The sequence below is a fragment of the Nocardioides sp. Soil777 genome, from assembly GCF_001428425.1.
Lineage (GTDB): Bacteria > Actinomycetota > Actinomycetes > Propionibacteriales > Nocardioidaceae > Nocardioides > Nocardioides terrigena.
In genome coordinates this window covers 74751-91701 of record NZ_LMSN01000016.1, presented here as the reverse complement: position 1 = coordinate 91701, position 16951 = coordinate 74751, and the positions used below count along the sequence as shown (strand labels likewise).

Sequence of the window (16951 nt, the reverse complement as noted above, 5' to 3'; positions counted from 1 at the left end):
AGTCCGCCGCTCAGTCGCCCCGTCGGACGTTGGTCCGGGCCAGCACGGCGTCGACCTTGACCGTTCTGCCCCGGCTCAGCACCTCGATGACGACCGTGCCCCGCCGCGTGCCGGAGAACTGGTCGATCACCACGATCTCGCGCCGGTCGGACCGGGCGCGGCCGAGGTCCACGGTTTGCCAGCCGGTGGAGCCGACGCGGATGCGGACCGTGCCGTAGGACGGCGCGGTGGGCGCGTAGAGGCGCAGCTCGCCGACCTTCCGGGTCTTCAGCACCAGCCGGGCGCCCTGCGTGCGGCTCACCAGGACGGAGCCGTCGAAGGCGGCCGATGCCTTCTGCTTCTTCCAGCCGGCGCGACGTCTCGGGTCGGCGGGGACGGAGAAGCCGAAGGGCTCCGACCACGCGCTCGGGGTCCCGGCCCGGTCGACGGCGCGTGCGGTGAACGTGTGGTCGCCCGACGCGACCCCGGTCAGCACCCACGGGCCCGGGGTGCACGACGTGGTCCGGCCGTCGAGGAGGCACTCGAAACGGGCGTCGCGCTCATTGCTGTTGAGCCGGATCGGCAACCGCCGCGACGGTACGACGGGTCGCTGCGGCGACTGCGCGTCGTACGCATCGGGGGTGACGAAGGCGACCGGGGCCGCGGTGTCCTGGCCCCAGGAGAGACCGGCCGGGCTGGCGTCGAGGTCCTCGCCGGGCTCGTCGTCGCCGGGGAGCGTCGCGAGGTCGTTGTAGGTGTAGCGCTGGTCGGCGGGGTCGACGGCTCGGACCGCGAAGGAGTACGGCTGGCCGGAGTCGACCAGGCCGGAGTACGTGCGCGGGCTGGTGCACGTCGTCCAGTCGTGGGCCCGGGCCGGTCCGGTCAGTCGGCACTCGAGGCCGATCGCGTCGGCGTCCGCGTCGGTGTGCGCGCCGGAGAAGGTGAAGGTCATCGTCGAGGTCGCCACCCAGCCGGCCGCGGTGGGGACCGTCGACACCCCGGTCAGGGTGGTCTCGGGCGGGACCTCGTCGTCGCACGGAGCCTGCAGGAGGCCGGTCGGAGGTTCGGAGAGACAGCCCGGGGCGGCGTACGACGGGGTCGCGAGGCCGACGGGGAGGAGGACGGCGGCCAGCGCGCTGACGGCCAGGGCGGCGGCCCGGCGGGTGGGTGTCATGTCGGCTCCGAGGTCGGTGATCACTGGCACAACGGCAGCGGGCGGGACAGGTTACGAGCCGCCGGTGCGCGTGGCGACGGCGTCGGCCTCGTCGCCGGTCGCGGCCCAGGGCCGGGCGGCGTAGGAGAAGAGGAGCACGATGACCAGCAGGACGACGCCGGCGGCCGCGGCGTAGACGGCGGCCAGGACGTCGTCGGACGAGTCGGCGGAGAACGCGAGGACGGGCGCCATGGCGGAGACCCCGACGAGGACCGTCGCCGTCCGCAGCCACGCGGAAGCCTGCCGGTCCGCGGCCGCCGCGGACCGGACCGCGAGCTCGTGGCAGAGCAGGGCGCAGGCCGCCAGCTGCGGCAGGGTCGCGGCCCACCAGAGCGAGGGATGCAGGTCACCGAGCGCGTCCTGGACCGGGGGCCACCAGACCACGAGCGACACGGCGAGGGCCGCGCCGACCAGTCCGGCAAGGAGGTCGGAGAGCCCGAGGCGGCGGGCGCCCAGGACCACCAGGACCCAGCCGACGAAGTCCGGGAGGGCGTCGTACCCCTGGAAGCGTGCGGTCAGCGCCACGATCAGCAACCCCATCGCGACGGACTGGAGGGGCTTCATGCGCGCGAGGCTAGCGCCCCGGTCACCAACCACGCGTCGCCGCGGGCGCGGCGGGTGAGGACGACGTACCTCGAGCCCATGAAGACGACGACCATGGCCAGCCAGACCGGCACCAGCCCACCCGGGCCGGCGGCGGCGAGCAGCGCGGCGGGGGCGTAGGCGGCCAGCACCAGCAGCCCGCCCCACGCGAGGTAGCGGCCGTCGCCGGCGCCGATGAGCACGCCGTCGAGCACGAAGACCACTCCCGCGACCGGCTGGCCGAGGGCGGCGACGAGCAGCACCGGGACCAGGAGCCGCTGGACCTCGGGGTCGGGGGAGAAGAGCGCGCCGATCCAGGGTGCGCACAGTGCGAGCAGCAGCCCGGTCACGATGCCGCCACCCCAGCCCCAGCGGACCAGCCGCCGGGTGAGGCGCCGGGTGCCCTCCACGTCGCCGGCGCCGAGGGCGCGGCCGGTGATGGCCTGGGCGGCGATGGCCAGCGCATCGAGGGTGAAGGCGAGGAAGGTCCACAGCGTGATGGCGATCTGGTGGGTGGCCAGGTCGGTCTCGGGGTCGGTCCCGGCGAAGGTGACGGCGTACGTGCCGACGAGCAGGCACGCGCGCAGGGTGAGCGTGCGCATCACCAGCGGGGTGCCGGCGTGGGCGGCGGCCCGGATCCCGGGGAGGTCGGGGGACAGCGGCGCCCCCTCGCGGCGTGCGGCGCGCACCACGACCGCGACGAGCACGGCGGCGCTGCCGACCTGGGCGAGGACCGAGCCGATCGCGGAGCCGGCGATGCCCAGGTCGAGGCCGTACACGAGCGTGACGTTGAGGACGATGTTGGCGACGTTGCCGCCGACGGCGACCCACAGCGGGGTGCGGGTGTCCTGCAGTCCGCGGAGCACGCCGGTCGTGGCGAGCATGAGCAGCAGCGGGGTGGTGCCCCAGATCGCGATGCGGAGGTACGTCGTGGCCTGATCGCTCACCGCGTCGCCCGCACCGAACAGCCCGACCAGCGGCTCGGCCAGGACGAACCCGGCCGCGGTCGCCGCCCCGCCGATGAGCACGGCGAGCCAGCACCCGTCGATGCCCTGGGCAAGGGCTCCGCGCAGGTCACCGGCGCCGAGGTGGCGCGCGACGCTGGCGGTGGTGCCGTAGGCGAGGAAGACGCACAGGCCGACGATGGTCTGGAGGATGACCCCGGCGATCCCGAGGCCCGCGAGCGGCGCCGTGCCGAGGTGCCCGACGACCGCCGCGTCGGTGAGCAGGAAGAGGGGCTCGGCGACCAGGGCCAGGAAGGCGGGGACGGCCAGCCTGAGGATCTCGCGGTCGGTCGTGTTCACCCCCGGAGCGTAACGACCAGATGGGGATGGTGACCATGACATGTGACGCAAGTGAAAGTTCGGATGGCCCTAAGTGACTACCTGTGTACAACCCGGTCGGACCTGTGGGAAATGGCGACGACGTGCTGCATGTCGACAAACCGACCGGCGACTCCCACATGTCGAGAAGGTGGACGGCCGGTTCGGTAAAGAACTTCACGTCCACAGGCGTCGCAACACGTTTGTGCAGGTCAGGCGCCTGCGGTGTAGTCAAGATCGACCAGTATCCACAGGCTCGTCCCCAGCTGGTGCACAACATCGTGCGTGTCGTCCACGGGCCCACGCCGGTTATCCCCAGCGCCTGTGGATAACTCGGCGTCGTGGAGTGGCCGGGCGGGTCGCGGGCGTCGTACCGTCGCGCGGTGCGGGACCCGGGCAACCGGACGACGCACCACGACCGATCCGGCACCGGACCGGTCGCCGGGACCGGTGTCGAACGGGTGTCGGTGGTCGACCCTAGGGTCGGCCCCGGCGGGACAGCGGGGTCGGATCCGGCAGTGGCCACGGGCGCAGAGCGGCCAGGAATGAGGAGTGGGACCGGTGAGCATCGCGGGCCAGGACCTGGGGCACGACAGTGGACCCCGCGACCCCGAGTACGACTGGGGTGACGGGCCGGCTGCCTACGAGCCCGGCAACGCGCCCCGTCAGCCCGGCGACCGCACCCCGCCCCAGGACAACGCGGCCGAGCAGTCCGTGCTCGGGTCGATGCTCATCTCCAAGGACGAGATCGCCAACGTCACCGAGACGCTCCGCGGGGTCGACTTCTACCGTCCCGCGCACGAGAAGATCCACGACGCGATCATCGACCTCTACGGCCGCAGCGAGCCGGCCGACCCGATCACGGTGGCCGCCGAGCTCCAGCGGCGCGGTGAGCTCTCCAACATCGGTGGCGCGCCCTACCTCCACACCCTCTCGGCCAACGTGCCGATCGCGGCCAACGCGGCCTACTACGCCGAGATCGTCCGGGAGAAGGCGATCCTGCGCCGCCTGGTCGAGGCCGGCACCAAGATCGTGCAGATCGGCTACGCCGGCGAGGGGGCCGTCGACGACGTGGTCGACCAGGCGCAGGCCGAGGTCTACAAGATCACCGACCGCCGTTCGGCCGAGGACTACGCGCCGCTGTCGGACATCATGAATCCCGTCCTCGACGAGATCGAGGCGATCGGCAACCGCGAGGCCGGGCTGTACGGCGTGCCCACCGGCTTCGCCGACCTCGACGACCTGACCAACGGTCTCCACTCCGGTCAGATGATCATCGTCGCGGCGCGACCCGCCATGGGCAAGGCGCTCGCCCTCGACACGCCTCTCGCGACTCCGGACGGCTGGACGACGATGGGCGAGGTCGCAGTCGGGGACCTCCTGTACGACGCCCAGGGTCGGCCAACTCGTGTCGTCGCGGCGACCGAGGTCATGGAGGACAGGCCCTGCTACGAGGTCCGCTTCTCCGACGGCTCGTCGATCGTGGCGGACGCCGAGCACCAGTGGCTCACCGAGACCTTGGCGGGGTCGGAGCACGGCGACGGCAGTTCCGCCCTGACCGGGCTCGAGTCACGCGTGTCGACGGATCAGGCTCATCGAACTGCCTGCGCAGTGCGCACGACCATCCAGCTCGCCGCCAGCATCGATGACCTCCACACCATCGCCATGCCCGACGGGTCCGCCGTCAAGGTGGAGTCGGTGAGCGCGATCGCGTCGGTTCCGGTCAGGTGTGTGCAGGTGGACAACGAGGACCACCTCTACCTAGCCGGCGAGTCGATGATCCCGACGCACAACTCCACCCTCGCCCTCGACTTCTGCCGCGCGGCGTCGATCCACAACAACCTCACCAGCTGCTTCTTCAGCCTCGAGATGACGCGCTCCGAGATCATGATGCGACTCCTCTCCGCCGAGGCGAAGGTGCCGCTCAACCACATCCGCAACGGCCAGATGGGCGACCAGGACTGGGACGCGCTGGCCCGCAAGATGGGTCAGGTCTCGGGGGCGCCGATGTTCATCGACGACTCGCCCAACATGACGATGATGGAGATCCGGGCCAAGGCGCGACGACTCAAGCAGCGCCACGACCTCAAGCTCATCGTCATCGACTACATGCAGCTGATGAGCTCGGGCAAGAAGGTCGAGTCCCGCCAGTTGGAGGTCTCGGAGTTCTCCCGGCAGATCAAGCTCCTCGCCAAGGAGCTCGAGCTGCCGATCATCGCGCTCTCCCAGCTCAACCGTGGTCCCGAGCAGCGCGGCGACAAGCGCCCGATGATGAGCGACCTGCGTGAGTCCGGGTCGCTCGAGCAGGACGCCGACATGGTGATCCTGCTCCACCGCGACGACGTCTACGAGAAGGAGTCGACCCGCCCCGGCGAGGCCGACCTCATCGTGGCCAAGCACCGCAACGGTCCCACCCGCGACCTGACGGTGGCCTTCCAGGGTCACTACTCGCGGTTCGTCGACATGGCGCACTGACTGTTGAGAGCCGCTGCGGTCGAGGTGCAGCGAAGCAGTAGAACGTCTACGTGTTGTTGAAACACTCGCGTTGGAGCGCCCGGGGGGTGGACGCTGCGGTGTCTCCCGGTGACTTCTGCGCCAATGCGTCCACGTGAGGCGCCACGATGCTCAGTAGCTGGTGGTGAGTCGGGGCATCGGCTCCGATGATCAGGCCGCCGCCGATTCCGACCTCGGCCCCGTCGAGGTCGGTGACGATGCACCCTGCGGCGCGGCAGAGCGCGATCCCGGCGGCGAAGTGCACGTTGTCGACGAAATGGCCGTCGCTGATGTAGCCCGCGCGACGCCCGGCCGCCACCCACGCGACGGCGAGCGTGGTCGACATGACCCGGGGACCAAACGCTGTGCGAAACGCAGCGTCGATCACCTGCGCGCCAAGGAACGGACGATCGAGCGGGCCGTCGCAGTTGACGTCGACGAGCCGAGACCCCGGCGATGGGGATATCGCGACGTCCGCCCCGCCCGCAGCTCTGAGCATGGCCTTCGTGCCGTCGGTCCAGTACACCTCGCCGGCAATCGGATCGGCGACCGCTGCGGCAACGGTGCGTGAGCCGTCGGTCAGGGCGACGTTGACGGCCACCAACGGCGTCTGCGCCGCGAAGTTGAGGGTCCCGCAGAGTGGGTCGACAAGCCACCGGCGTGTGGTGGCGGTGCCACCGCTGCGGCCAGACTCCTCGCCCTCGACGGCATCGTCGGGGAGGGCATCGGTGATCACATCGAGGATCGCGCGTTCTGCCTCGATGTCCGCGTTCGTCGCGAAGTCGATGCCGGACTTCGCATGGATGCTCAACGCTCGGCCGTAGGCAGCTCGCACGATCGCAGCCCCTGCTCCGACGGCCGCCAAGGCGACCTCAACGTCGCGCGACACCGCTGTCACGTGGGCTCGCCTGGCGAAGCGAGGTCAGCCCCGAAGACCAGTGCTGGGCCACCATGAGCGTGGACCTCGCGCTCCAGCGCGAGTCCGACCTTGGTCGCTACCCGCTGCGAGGCGAGGTTGCTCGGCCGGATGATCGCGACCAGGTGACCGACGCCGGCGTCCCGTGCGGCGGCACGCACGGAAACCGCTGCTTCGGATGCGTAGCCGCGGCGCCGAAGAGGCGTGCGAACGTGCCAGCCCACCTCGACCACTTGCTCTCCCTCAACGTCCTGCATCGTCAGACCGCAGTCGCCCACGAAGTCGCCCGCGTGGGTCTCGATCACCCAGAGGCCGAATCCGTGCTGCTCATAGCTACGGAGTGTCCAGTCAATCCAGCCCTCAGGGCCACGCGATCCGCCGGTCTCGAGAGTCGCGATCTCGGCCAGGTCGCCCGCGGTCATCTCGCGAAACCGCAGACGCAGCGTCGGTGCCGGCATCATGGTCGAACTCTAGGGTGGCGCGGACGGAACGTTCGCCGACGTTCTGTCGTGACCTGCCGGCACCAGCGCACGACGAGGCGGTGTTACTCCGGTTGCCCGCCCGCAGCCGCCTCCCGGCGGATGCGACGCACCCGGCGGGCGACGACGACGAAGACGATCGCGACCGCCACGCTGGAGGCCAGGCCGGCGACGATGATCGCGGCCAGCGGGCTGTCGACGAGGGCCGTCCCCACGGCGTACGCGACCCCGCAGATGTAGATCGACCACGCGACGCCGCCCACCGCGGACCAGCGCAGGAACTCGCCGTACGGGTGCCCGGCCAGCCCGAGGCTCGCGTTGACGACGAAGCGCAGACCGGGCACGTAGCGGCCGAAGACGAGCAGCGCGGCCGCGGACGACCCGATCACCTCCATGGCCATGGCGACCTTCTCGTTGGCCATGGCGGCGGTCAGCTGGCGCTCCATCCGGCTGCGGTTGCGGCGGGCGATCCAGTACAGCGCGGAGTCACCGATCACGGCACCTGCGGCGCCGGCGACCATCACCCAGCCGAGCTCGAGGAATCCCTGCGCGGCCAGCGTCGACGCGGCGTTGAGGGTGGTCTCGCCGGGCAGGATCGGGATGACCGCGTCGCCGAGGACCAGGGCGAAGACGGTCAGGTACGCCCAGGGACCCTCCGCCTCCTGCGGTGCGGGGCGCCCCTCGAAGGGTGCGAGCGCCACGAGTGCGACGAGCAGGAGCACCAGGACCAGCAGGGCGAGTGCGGCCCACATCCAGGCGCGTCTGTGTCCACGTGGCCTGGTCACCGGCTCGGAGTGGCTCATCGGCGCTCGCTCCCTTCCACGTCGCCCGTGGACTCGGGCTCGGTCAACCACACCATCCGTGAGCGATGTCAGGGACGAGGCGCTCCGGTCAGTCGCCGACGGCGTCGCGGATCTGGTCGAGCATGCCCTGCTCGCCCTCGCTGACCAGCTGGGCCTTGAAGCCCATGAAGCCGCCCTCCTTGGCGGCCTCGGCGGCCGCCTGGGCACTCGCGACCAGCCAGGCGCCGAAGGCGGCCGTCTCCTCCGGGGTCGCCTTGGCGGTCACGAGAGCCTTCACCTCCCGCAGCTCCGCGAGCACGGCTTCTCCGGCCGGCTGGCTCGAGGGCTTGTAACCCTTGAGCGGGTGCTGCCGCTGCTGTGCCATGGCCTGGACGTCGAGCGCCACCTCGGTCAGCAGCTGCTCGCGGCTCGGAGGGCTGGTGGCGGACTTCATCGTCGCCATCGTCTCCTTGGCCGCCTCGATGGGGCCGCCGGGATCGGCCAGGGAGATGGCCAGGCCAGCCACGAACGGTGCCCGCACGATCCGAGCCCACTCGTCCTCGGGGAAGTCGGTCTTCGCGGTCACAGGCGTTTCCTTCCGGGGACGACAGATTCTCGTCAGTTTCCACGGTGATGATGTGGATGTCACCCCCCGACCAGTCCGCCCGGGCAGATCCCCCGACGGCGGTCCGGGTCACCCGAGCCGGATGAGGCACACCGCGCGAGGCACCGGCGAGGATGGGGCGCCGACGTCACCGGCGTCCCGACCGACCACCGGAGGTGGCCATGCGTCCGAGCGGCACCATCGCGGTGGCGAAGCGCGTCGCGGTCGCCCTGCTGCTGGCCCTGCTGCTGGCCTCGTGCAGTGACATCGGCGGCGAGGAGGGCACCCGGCCCTCGATCTCGCCGACCCGCACACCCACCGCGGAGCTGCCCAGCACCACGGAGCCCACCACCGATCCCTCGGGGCCCTCGACCGAGCCGACCGAGGAGCCGACCACCGAGCCCACCGAGGAGCCGACCACCGAGCCCACGGAGGAGCCGACCACCGAGGAGCCCACGGAGGAGCCGACCACCGAGGAGCCCACGGAGGAGCCGACGGAGGAACCCACCACCGAGCTGCCCAGCCCGACCCGGACGCCGACCCGGACGCCGACCCAGACCGAGGAGCCGGAAACCACGCCGACGTCGGAGCCGACGCCGACGGAACCGGAGCAGTCGGAGACCGCCCCGGAGTCGGTCACGGAGTCACCGGAGGCGCAGGAACCCGAGGGCGAACCCACCGAGGAGGCTGTCCCGTCCTTGGGGCTGTGGCTGGTGGCGGCCCTGGTCCTCGGGAGCCTCGTGGCCATCCCCCTGGTGGTGCGGTCACGGCGCCGCAACGCGTGGGACCAGCAGCTGGCCGCCGAGGAGGCCGAGGTCTCGTGGCTCGCGCGGGAGCTCCTGCCCGAGCTGCGCAGGGCGGCCTCGCGCGAGGAGCTCGCCGGGGGCTGGACCGTGAGCCAGGCGCGCGTGTCCGCCGCCGAGGACCGGCTGACGGTGCTGGAGTCCTCGGCACCCGACGAGCCCCGCGGGGCACGGGCACGGGTGTTGCGAGACGCCTCTCGCGAGGCGCGGGCCCAGATGCAGCGGCTCCTCGGCCCGGGGGCGCACGACACGTGGGCACTGGACCTGGACGCGATCATCATCGACCTGGAGACCGCGCTGCGACCGACCCCGGCTGACCCCGGCACCGCGCCGCCCGAGGCACGCTGACCGACGACGGACGAGGCTCAAGTCGCGGCGACGACCAGGCCACGACGACGACCAGGCCACGACGACGACCAGGCCACGACGAGGTCAGGACCAGGTCAGGACCAGGCCGGTCCAAGTGCAACGAGCAAGAGATGCGGCGAGGGCGCCCGACTCAGTTCCAGAGGAGGACCGCGCCGACCAGCCCGGCGACGACGATGCCCGTCCGCAGCAGGGTCGGGGGCAACCGGCGCCCGACCCGCGCCCCGGCGTACCCGCCCACGACCGATCCGGCGGCGAGGAGCAGGACGGCACGCCAGTCGAGGTCGGCCGCGAAGACGAAGATGACGCTGGCGACGAGGTTGGCCGCCAGCACGGCCAGGGTCTTGAGGGCGTTGGCCACCCGGAACGGCAGGTCGGTCCCGAGGCCGAGCACGGCGAGCATCATGACGCCCGAGCCGGCGCCGAAGTACCCGCCGTACACCCCGGTGACGGTCGCGAAGAAGCCCGTCACCGGCGAGACGTGCAGCCGGTCGTCGGCCCCCTCGGACCGGCGTGAGCGGAGGAGCGCGGACAGTCGCGGCTGGACGCCCACGAGCAGGCAGGTGCCGAGGATCAGCCACGGCACCACGCTCTCGAAGACCGTCGCCGGCAGCGCGAGGAGCAGCACGGCCCCGACCACTGAGCCGACGGCACAGGTGGCGAGCACGACCGCCGCGACGCGGGGGTGCTCGCGCAGCTCGGACCGGTAGCCCCACGACCCGCTGATCGCGCCGGGCGTCAGGCCCACCGTGTTGGAGGCGTTGGCGACCACGGGCGGCAACCCCACGGCGACCAGCACCGGAAAGCTGAGGAGCGAGGCGATCCCGACCGTCGAGGTGAGGATCCCGGCGCCCAGCCCGGCCAGCAGCACGACGAGCTGCTCGAGCGGTGTCACTGCGTCCGGAGCACGGCGACGTCGCTCACCATCTCGACGTGGGCGTGCATGGTGCGCGCGGCGCCGTCCGGGTCGCCCGCCCGGATCGCGTCGGCGATCGCCCGGTGCCCGGCGAGGGAGGCCCGCGGCCGGTCGGGCTGCGACAGCGACTCGATGCGGGTCTCCCGGATCAGGTCGGCGATCTCGGCCATCAGCCGCGACAGCAAGAGGCTGTGGGACGCCGCGGTCACCGCGGCGTGGAAGGTCTCGTCGCCCTCGACGCCCCGACCCCCGGCCTCGATGTCGGCCTCCATCCCGGCCAGGGCGTCCTCGATGCGGTCGAGGTCGGCCTCGGTACGCCGCGCGGCCGCGAGGCTGGCGATCTTGGTCTCCAGCGCGTCGCGGGTCTCGATGATCTCGGGCAGCCGGTGGGCGTGCGCCCGGACCGCGTCGATGATCCGTGAGGGCCCGGGCGACTGGGCGACGACCGTCCCGTCACCGTGCCGCACCGCGACGGCGCCGATCACCTCGAGCGCGACCAGGGCCTGGCTGAGGGTGGCGCGGCTGACGCCGAGCCGGGCAGCGAGCTCTCGCTCGGGCGGCAGCTTGTCGCCGGGCTTGAGGTCGTGCTCGCCGATCCAGGTCGAGATCTGCTCGGCCACCTGCTCGTAGAGGCGGACCCGGGCCAGGGGCGCGGGGAAGGAGGCCTCGGGGCGTCGTGGCGGAGGCGGGATCGCGTCGGACATGACCCCAGCCTATTGACAGATGGCTCAGAGGGCTATTGGCTAGGCCACTGATCCAGTACGTGACGCCGGTCACGTCGATGGCCTCGGGCCATCACCGACAGAGGGAGAGTCCTATGGGACCGGAATGGGTGGCGATCCTCGCCTTGGTCGCCCTGTTCGTCGTGGGCACGTTGCTGCCCATCAACATGGGGGCGCTGGCGTACGTCGCCGCCTGGTTCGTGGGCATGTACGCCCTCGACCTCGACGAGAAGGAGATCCTCGCCGGCGTCAGCGGTGACCTGATCCTGACGCTGATCGGAGTGACCTACCTCTTCGCCATCGCGCGCAACAACGGCACGGTCGACCTGATCGTGCGTACGGCGGTCAAGGGCGTCGGCGGACGGGTCGCGCTCATCCCGTGGGTGATGTTCGCGGTGACCGCGGTGCTGACCGGCATCGGTGCCGTCAGCCCGGCGGCCTGCGCGATCATCGGCCCGATCGCCCTCGGCTTCGCCGGCCGCTACGGCATCAGCCCGCTGATGATGGGCATGTTCGTCGTGCACGGCGCCCAGGCCGGCGGCTTCTCGCCGATCAGCATCTACGGCGTGATCACCAACTCCGTCATGGAGGAGGCCGGCCTGCCCTCCAGCGAGATCACCGTCTTCCTCGCCAGCCTGATCGTCAACACGATCATGGCCGCGATCCTCTTCGTGGTGCTCGGCGGTCGCAAGCTGATGGCCATGCGGATCGACCCGGACGAGCCCGACACCCTGGACGAGGACCTGCACCGCGGCGGCGCGATCGTGCCGGCCCGCGGCACCGGCACCTACGCATCGACCGGCACCCAGGCGCAGGGCGTGCGTCGCGACCAGGTGCTCACCCTGGTGGCCTTCGTCGCTGTCGCGCTCGTCGCGCTGGCCTTTGACAAGAACATCGGCTTCGTCGCCATCACCGCCGCGGTCATCCTGGCGATGCTGAACGCCGAGGAGCACAAGGACGCGGTCCGGCAGATCGCCTGGCCCACCGTCCTCCTGGTCGCCGGTGTCAGCACCTACGCCACCATCCTGACCACCGCGGGCTCGCCCGAGTTCGTCGGCAAGTGGGCCGCCGGCCTCGGCACGGTGGCGATCGGCGCCCTGATCCTCTGCTACGTCGGCGGCGTGGTCTCGGCCTTCGCCTCGTCCACGGCGCTGCTGCCGGTGATCATCCCGATCGGGGTGCCGCTGATCGCGGACGGCGGCATCAACGCGGCGCTCTTCGTCGCAGCCCTCGCGGTGTCGTCGACCATCGTGGACGTCAGCCCGTTCTCGACCAACGGCGCGCTCATGCTGGCCAACAAGCCCGACTCCATCAGTGAGCCCGTCTACTACAAGCAGATCCTGAGCTACGGCGTGATCGTCACGCTGGTCGGTCCGCTGCTCGTCTGGGGCGCGCTGGTCCTGCCCGGGTGGGGCTCGTGACCGCGCCGCTGGCCGACATCCTCGTCGTCGACCTCTCCCGGGCCCTGGCCGGACCGCACGCCACGATGATGCTGGGCGACCTCGGTGCCCGGATCGTCAAGGTCGAGGCGCCGGGCCACGGGGACGACACCCGCGGCTGGGGTCCGCCCTTCGTCGGGCCGGAGGACGACCGCCAGTCGACGTACTTCCTCTCCGCCAACCGCAACAAGGAGTCCATCGCGCTCGACCTCAAGGACGAGGCCGACCGGGACGTGCTGCTGCGGCTCGTGGACCGGGCCGACGTGCTGGTGGAGAACTTCCGCACCGGCGTCCTCGAGCGGCTCGGCCTGGGCATCGACGCGCTCATGGAGCGCAACCCGCGGCTCGTGGTCCTCTCGATCACCGGCTTCGGGCACGACGGCCCGGAGGGCGGGCGTGCCGGCTACGACCAGATCGCCCAGGGCGAGGCCGGCCTGATGTCGCTCACCGGCTCCGGTCCCGACGACCCGCAGCGGGTCGGCGTACCGATCGGCGACCTGCTCGCCGGGATGTACGGCGCGTACGGCGTGCTCGCCGCGATTCACGAGCGGTCCACCACCGGCAAGGGACAGGTCGTGCGCACGTCGCTGCTGTCCGCGGTCGTGGGCGTGCACGCCTTCCAGGGCTCGCGCTGGACGGTGGCCGGCGAGGTCGGCCGCGCCCAGGGCAACCACCACCCCTCGATCTCGCCGTACGGCCTGTTCCGCTGCCGCGACGGCGCGGTCCAGATCGCGGTGGGCAGCGAGGGCCTGTGGAAGCGGCTGTGTGCCGGGTTCGACATCGACCCCGCGACGCCCGGGCTCGAGACCAACGGCGACCGGGTGGGGGCGCGCGAGCGCACCATCGAGGTCGTCGAGGCGGCCTTCGCCGACTGGGACGCCGAGCCCCTGCTCGCCCGCCTCGCCGAGGTCGGCGTACCGGCCGGCAAGGTGCGGAGCCTCGACGAGGTCTACGAGTGGGACCAGACGCACAGCCAGGGCCTGCTCGTCGACGTGGAGCACGCGTCCCTCGGGAAGGTGACCCTCCCGGGTCCGCCGCTGCGGTTCTTCGACGCGGCGGGCGGCGAGACCACCCCCCGCGACCACGCGGCGCCGCCGCTGCTGGACCAGCACGGCGAGTCCGTCCGCACCTGGCTGGAGGAGTCGTGACCACCACGGCGGACGTGCGCCGCCGCTGGGGCGCCGAGGACCTCCTCGGCCTCGTCCTCGACGAGGGCTCGTGGGAGTCCTGGGACCGGCCGATCGACATCTCGGGGCACGACGAGGGCTACCAGCGCGAGCTCGTCGCGGCCCGGGAGAAGGCCGGCACGGACGAGTCCGTCATCACCGGCCGCGGCCTGGTCCGAGGACGGCCGGTGGCGGTCGTCGCCAACGAGTTCCGCTTCCTCGCCGGCTCCATCGGGCGGGACGCGGCGGGTCGCATCACCGCCGCCGTACGCCGGGCGACCGCCGAGGGCCTGCCGCTCCTGGCGACCACGGCGTCGGGCGGGACCCGGATGCAGGAGGGGACCCCGGCCTTCGTCGAGATGGTCGAGATCACCCGGGCGATCGGCGCCCACAAGGCCGCCGGCCTGCCCTACCTCGTGCAGCTGCGCCACCCCACGACGGGCGGCGTCTACGCCTCGTGGGGCTCCCTCGGCCACGTGACCGTCGCCGAGCCGGGCGCGCTGGTGGGCTTCCTCGGGCCGAAGGTCTACGAGGCCCTCAACGGTGAGCCGTTCCCCGCCGGCGTGCAGCAGGCGGAGAACCTCGCCGCCAAGGGCGTCATCGACGCCGTCGTGGCAGCCGAGGACCTCCCCGAGCTGGTCGACCGGTCGCTGCGGGTGCTGCTGGACCCGGCCGAGCCGCCGTCGCTCCCGCGCCGCGATCCCACCGCCCTCACCACGCGCACCGCGTGGGAGTCGGTCGGGATCACCCGCCTGCCCGGGCGTGCGGGTGTGCGCGACCTCCTCCGGTACGGCGCCGCCGACACCCTGCGCCTGCGCGGCACCGACGAGGGGGAGCGCGACGAGACGGTGATCGTGGCGCTGACCCGGCTCGACGGCCAGCCGTGCGTGCTCGTCGGCCAGGACCGGACCCGCCAGGACGCCGACCGGGCCATGGGTCCGGCCGCCCTCCGCGAGGCACGCCGGGCGATGAACCTCGCCGAGGAGCTCGGGCTGCCGCTCGTCACGGTGATCGACACCCCGGGCGCCGAGCTCTCGGTCTCGGCCGAGGAGCGGGCGGTGGCGGGCGAGATCGCCCGCTGCATCGCCACCATGACCAGGATGCGGGTGCCGACGCTCGCGGTCCTGCTCGGCCAGGGCTGCGGCGGCGGCGCGCTCGCGCTGCTCCCCGCCCGCCGGGTGCTGGCCGCGCAGCACGCCTGGCTCTCCCCGCTGCCGCCCGAGGGTGCGAGCGTCATCGTCCACGGCGACACCACCCACGCCGAGGAGATGGCCACGCGCCAGCAGGTGCGGGCCCTCGACCTGGCCGCCAACGGGACGGTCCACCGGATCGTCCCCGAGCGCGAGGACGACGACGCCCGCTCGCTCGCCCGCGCCGTCGCGGCCGAGTGCGCGGCGATGCTCGTCAGCATGGCGGTCGACGGGGAGCGCGACCGGCGCTGACCTCGGCTGCTCCGGCCTGAGTGTGGCTTCGGTGTCACCTGGTGGCACCGACGCCACACCTATCTCAGCTGCCCGATGACGGCGGCCCAGCAGGTCCACCGGGCGGACCGCAGGGGCCGCTGTCTAGCGCCGGTCAAGAGGTGCCCGGTCGGCGGGCCGGACGAGCCAGGGAGCGCCCGGTCGGCGGATTCCAGCGTGCGGGAAGTGCCCCGTTGGCGGGTTGGACGAGCCAGGAAGTGCCCGGTCAGGTGCGCGCGCTGGCGTACCCCAGCGCCGCGGCGAGCCCGAGCGCGCTGCGGGGCTCGTACGCCGCACGCCACAGGCCGCCGTGCACCGCGGCGTACGCCTCGTCCTGCCACGGGTGGTCGTGGACGGGCAGCTCGGTGCTGAGGTCGTGGACGAGCAGGGCGGCCATCAGGGTGTTGGCGGTGTCCGGCTCGAAGATCTCGACGCCGAAGCGGTGCGCGCCGGCGAACGCGGCGGCCAGGGCGCGGTTCTTGACGACCGAGCGGGTCCGGGTGGACGGCGCGACGTGGAACGACACCAGCGTCCCGTCGCGGCGGGCGGCGGCGGCCCGCCAGCGCTGGATGCGCTTGGCCAGCGCGTAGTTGGGGCCCTGCACCGGCACGATCGCGTCGCTGATGCCGGGGTCGGCGGCGGGCGGGTAGGCCCGGTGCAGCAGCCGGCCGCGGGTGGCCCAGCGCAGCGGTCGGCCGACCAGCTTGGCCGCGCCGGAGCGCTCGCTGTAGGCGCGGGTGGACTGCTCGACCGCCTCGCGGGGGACGACGAAGGCGTCGGTCGGGGTGGCCAGGAAGGCCAGTGCGGTGTCGGGTCGTGCGGCGATGAGCCGGGTGGCGAGGGCGTCGGCCGCTGCGGCGACGCGGACGTGGGTGCCGCCGTCGGCGTAGAGGTAGTTGCCCAGGACGAGGCGCCCGTCGAGGGCGGCCAGCCAGTCGGACACCTCGGGCACCTCGGCGAGGAGGTCGGCGCCGAACGACCCGTCCTCCGAGGCCGACGCGTCGAAGGGGACGAGCAGCCGCCCGGCCCCGGCGCGGGCGGTGCGCTGCACGCGCTCCCACAGTGCCGGGCGCGGGAGGTCGACGGCGGCGACGGTGGCGCCCCAGCGGAGCAGGGCGGCGAGCGGACCCATCTCCGCGCCCGCACCGAGCACGGCCACGGTCCGGCCCTCGAGCCGCAGCCACTCGGGGTGGTCGATGACGAGTCCGACGGCCGTGGCCACCGACGGCTCCATCACCCCCCGCGCCACCCATGCGTCGAGCTGGGCGCGGAGGTCGGCGCCGCGCAGCTCGCGTCCGCGGTAGGGCAGGACGAGCTCGACCTGAGCAGCGCCCTCACCGAGCACCTCGATCGTGCCGAGGGTCCGCTTCGACGGGGCGGTGGCCAGCGAGGACAGCGGGGCCTCGGACCCGTCGTCGGCCGCGACGACGAGCGTGCGGCGTACGGCGTCGAGGCCGGCGTCGGCGATCGCGAGCCACGCGTCCGGCCCGGCGACGCCCGCCTCCACGAGCCGGCGCAGGTGCAGCACGTAGCCGCTGCGCCACGCCGTCTCCTGCTCGGCGCCGAGGGCCCCGACCGGGTCGACGGGGCGCAGGGCGTCGGCCACGACGGCCCGCCCGGCGCGGGTGGTGCTGCGGCGGCCGTCGGCATCGGCGGGGAAGGAGACTCCATGGGTCATGGGTCCCATCATGGGCCAGCCACCGTCAGGG

At 72.6% G+C, this 16951-nt stretch carries 15 protein-coding genes; 5 read left to right on the top strand and 10 right to left on the bottom strand.

Features of this window, described 5'->3' with window-relative positions:
* Positions 1-10: 10 nt before the first annotated feature.
* From ASG88_RS13485 to ASG88_RS13475, 3 genes are read right to left on the bottom strand one after another with little or no spacing between them, the layout of a single operon-like run.
* Positions 11-1153, bottom strand: a complete 1143-nt coding sequence (locus ASG88_RS13485; protein WP_157559730.1) for a hypothetical protein — start codon at positions 1151-1153, stop codon at positions 11-13.
* Between the two features lie 51 nt (positions 1154-1204).
* Positions 1205-1756, bottom strand: a complete 552-nt coding sequence (locus tag ASG88_RS13480) for a hypothetical protein (RefSeq protein ID WP_056887962.1) — start codon at positions 1754-1756, stop codon at positions 1205-1207.
* Positions 1753-3120 carry an MATE family efflux transporter gene (locus ASG88_RS13475; protein ID WP_056887961.1) on the bottom strand — a complete coding sequence of 456 codons (1368 nt, stop codon included), beginning with the start codon at positions 3118-3120 and terminating at the stop codon, positions 1753-1755. The genes ASG88_RS13480 and ASG88_RS13475 overlap by 4 nt, the downstream gene beginning before the upstream one ends.
* Before the next feature lie 537 nt (positions 3121-3657).
* Here ASG88_RS13475 and dnaB point away from each other — a divergent pair.
* A complete protein-coding gene (dnaB, locus tag ASG88_RS13470; RefSeq protein ID WP_268791112.1) occupies positions 3658-5571 on the top strand; it encodes a replicative DNA helicase in 1914 nt (637 codons plus the stop codon).
* A 46-nt stretch (positions 5572-5617) separates the two neighbouring features.
* On the opposite strand, the gene ASG88_RS13465 is transcribed toward dnaB, so the two are convergent.
* The 4 genes from ASG88_RS13465 to ASG88_RS13450 form a co-directional block, all read right to left on the bottom strand.
* Positions 5618-6478, bottom strand: a complete 861-nt coding sequence (locus ASG88_RS13465; RefSeq protein WP_157559760.1) for an inositol monophosphatase family protein — start codon at positions 6476-6478, stop codon at positions 5618-5620.
* A 5-nt stretch (positions 6479-6483) separates the two neighbouring features.
* Positions 6484-6966 (bottom strand): GNAT family N-acetyltransferase, encoded by a 483-nt coding sequence (locus ASG88_RS13460; RefSeq protein ID WP_056887960.1) that lies wholly within the window; start codon positions 6964-6966, stop codon positions 6484-6486.
* A gap of 83 nt (positions 6967-7049) precedes the next feature.
* A complete protein-coding gene (locus ASG88_RS13455) occupies positions 7050-7736 on the bottom strand; it encodes a DedA family protein (protein ID WP_056887959.1) in 687 nt (228 codons plus the stop codon).
* A 139-nt stretch (positions 7737-7875) separates the two neighbouring features.
* The gene (locus tag ASG88_RS13450) at positions 7876-8352 is read right to left on the bottom strand and encodes a hypothetical protein (RefSeq protein ID WP_056887958.1); all 477 of its coding nucleotides are present in this window, start codon (positions 8350-8352) and stop codon (positions 7876-7878) included.
* A 200-nt stretch (positions 8353-8552) separates the two neighbouring features.
* On the opposite strand from ASG88_RS13450, the gene ASG88_RS23540 reads away from it, so the two are divergent.
* On the top strand, positions 8553-9521 hold the full coding sequence (locus tag ASG88_RS23540) for a hypothetical protein (RefSeq protein ID WP_056887957.1): 969 nt from the start codon (positions 8553-8555) through the stop codon (positions 9519-9521).
* A gap of 151 nt (positions 9522-9672) precedes the next feature.
* Here ASG88_RS23540 and ASG88_RS13440 read toward each other — a convergent pair whose 3' ends face one another.
* Positions 9673-10434 (bottom strand): sulfite exporter TauE/SafE family protein, encoded by a 762-nt coding sequence (locus tag ASG88_RS13440; protein ID WP_056887956.1) that lies wholly within the window; start codon positions 10432-10434, stop codon positions 9673-9675.
* On the bottom strand, positions 10431-11159 hold the full coding sequence (locus ASG88_RS13435; RefSeq protein ID WP_056887955.1) for a FadR/GntR family transcriptional regulator: 729 nt from the start codon (positions 11157-11159) through the stop codon (positions 10431-10433). The genes ASG88_RS13440 and ASG88_RS13435 overlap by 4 nt, the downstream gene beginning before the upstream one ends.
* Positions 11160-11272: 113 nt before the next feature.
* Here ASG88_RS13435 and ASG88_RS13430 point away from each other — a divergent pair, with 113 nt between their 5' ends.
* The 3 genes from ASG88_RS13430 to ASG88_RS13420 are packed head-to-tail and all read left to right on the top strand — an operon-like array spanning position 11273 to position 15224.
* The gene (locus ASG88_RS13430; RefSeq protein ID WP_056887954.1) at positions 11273-12598 is read left to right on the top strand and encodes an SLC13 family permease; all 1326 of its coding nucleotides are present in this window, start codon (positions 11273-11275) and stop codon (positions 12596-12598) included.
* Positions 12595-13764: a CaiB/BaiF CoA transferase family protein gene (locus ASG88_RS13425; RefSeq protein WP_056888264.1), complete on the top strand. Its 1170-nt coding sequence runs from the start codon at positions 12595-12597 to the stop codon at positions 13762-13764. Before ASG88_RS13430 ends, ASG88_RS13425 begins: the two co-directional genes overlap by 4 nt.
* Positions 13761-15224 carry an acetyl-CoA carboxylase carboxyltransferase subunit alpha/beta gene (locus tag ASG88_RS13420; RefSeq protein WP_235534846.1) on the top strand — a complete coding sequence of 488 codons (1464 nt, stop codon included), beginning with the start codon at positions 13761-13763 and terminating at the stop codon, positions 15222-15224. Before ASG88_RS13425 ends, ASG88_RS13420 begins: the two co-directional genes overlap by 4 nt.
* Before the next feature lie 244 nt (positions 15225-15468).
* Here ASG88_RS13420 and ASG88_RS13415 read toward each other — a convergent pair whose 3' ends face one another.
* The gene (locus ASG88_RS13415) at positions 15469-16920 is read right to left on the bottom strand and encodes a hypothetical protein (protein ID WP_082600421.1); all 1452 of its coding nucleotides are present in this window, start codon (positions 16918-16920) and stop codon (positions 15469-15471) included.
* Between the last annotated feature and the right edge of the window lie 31 nt (positions 16921-16951).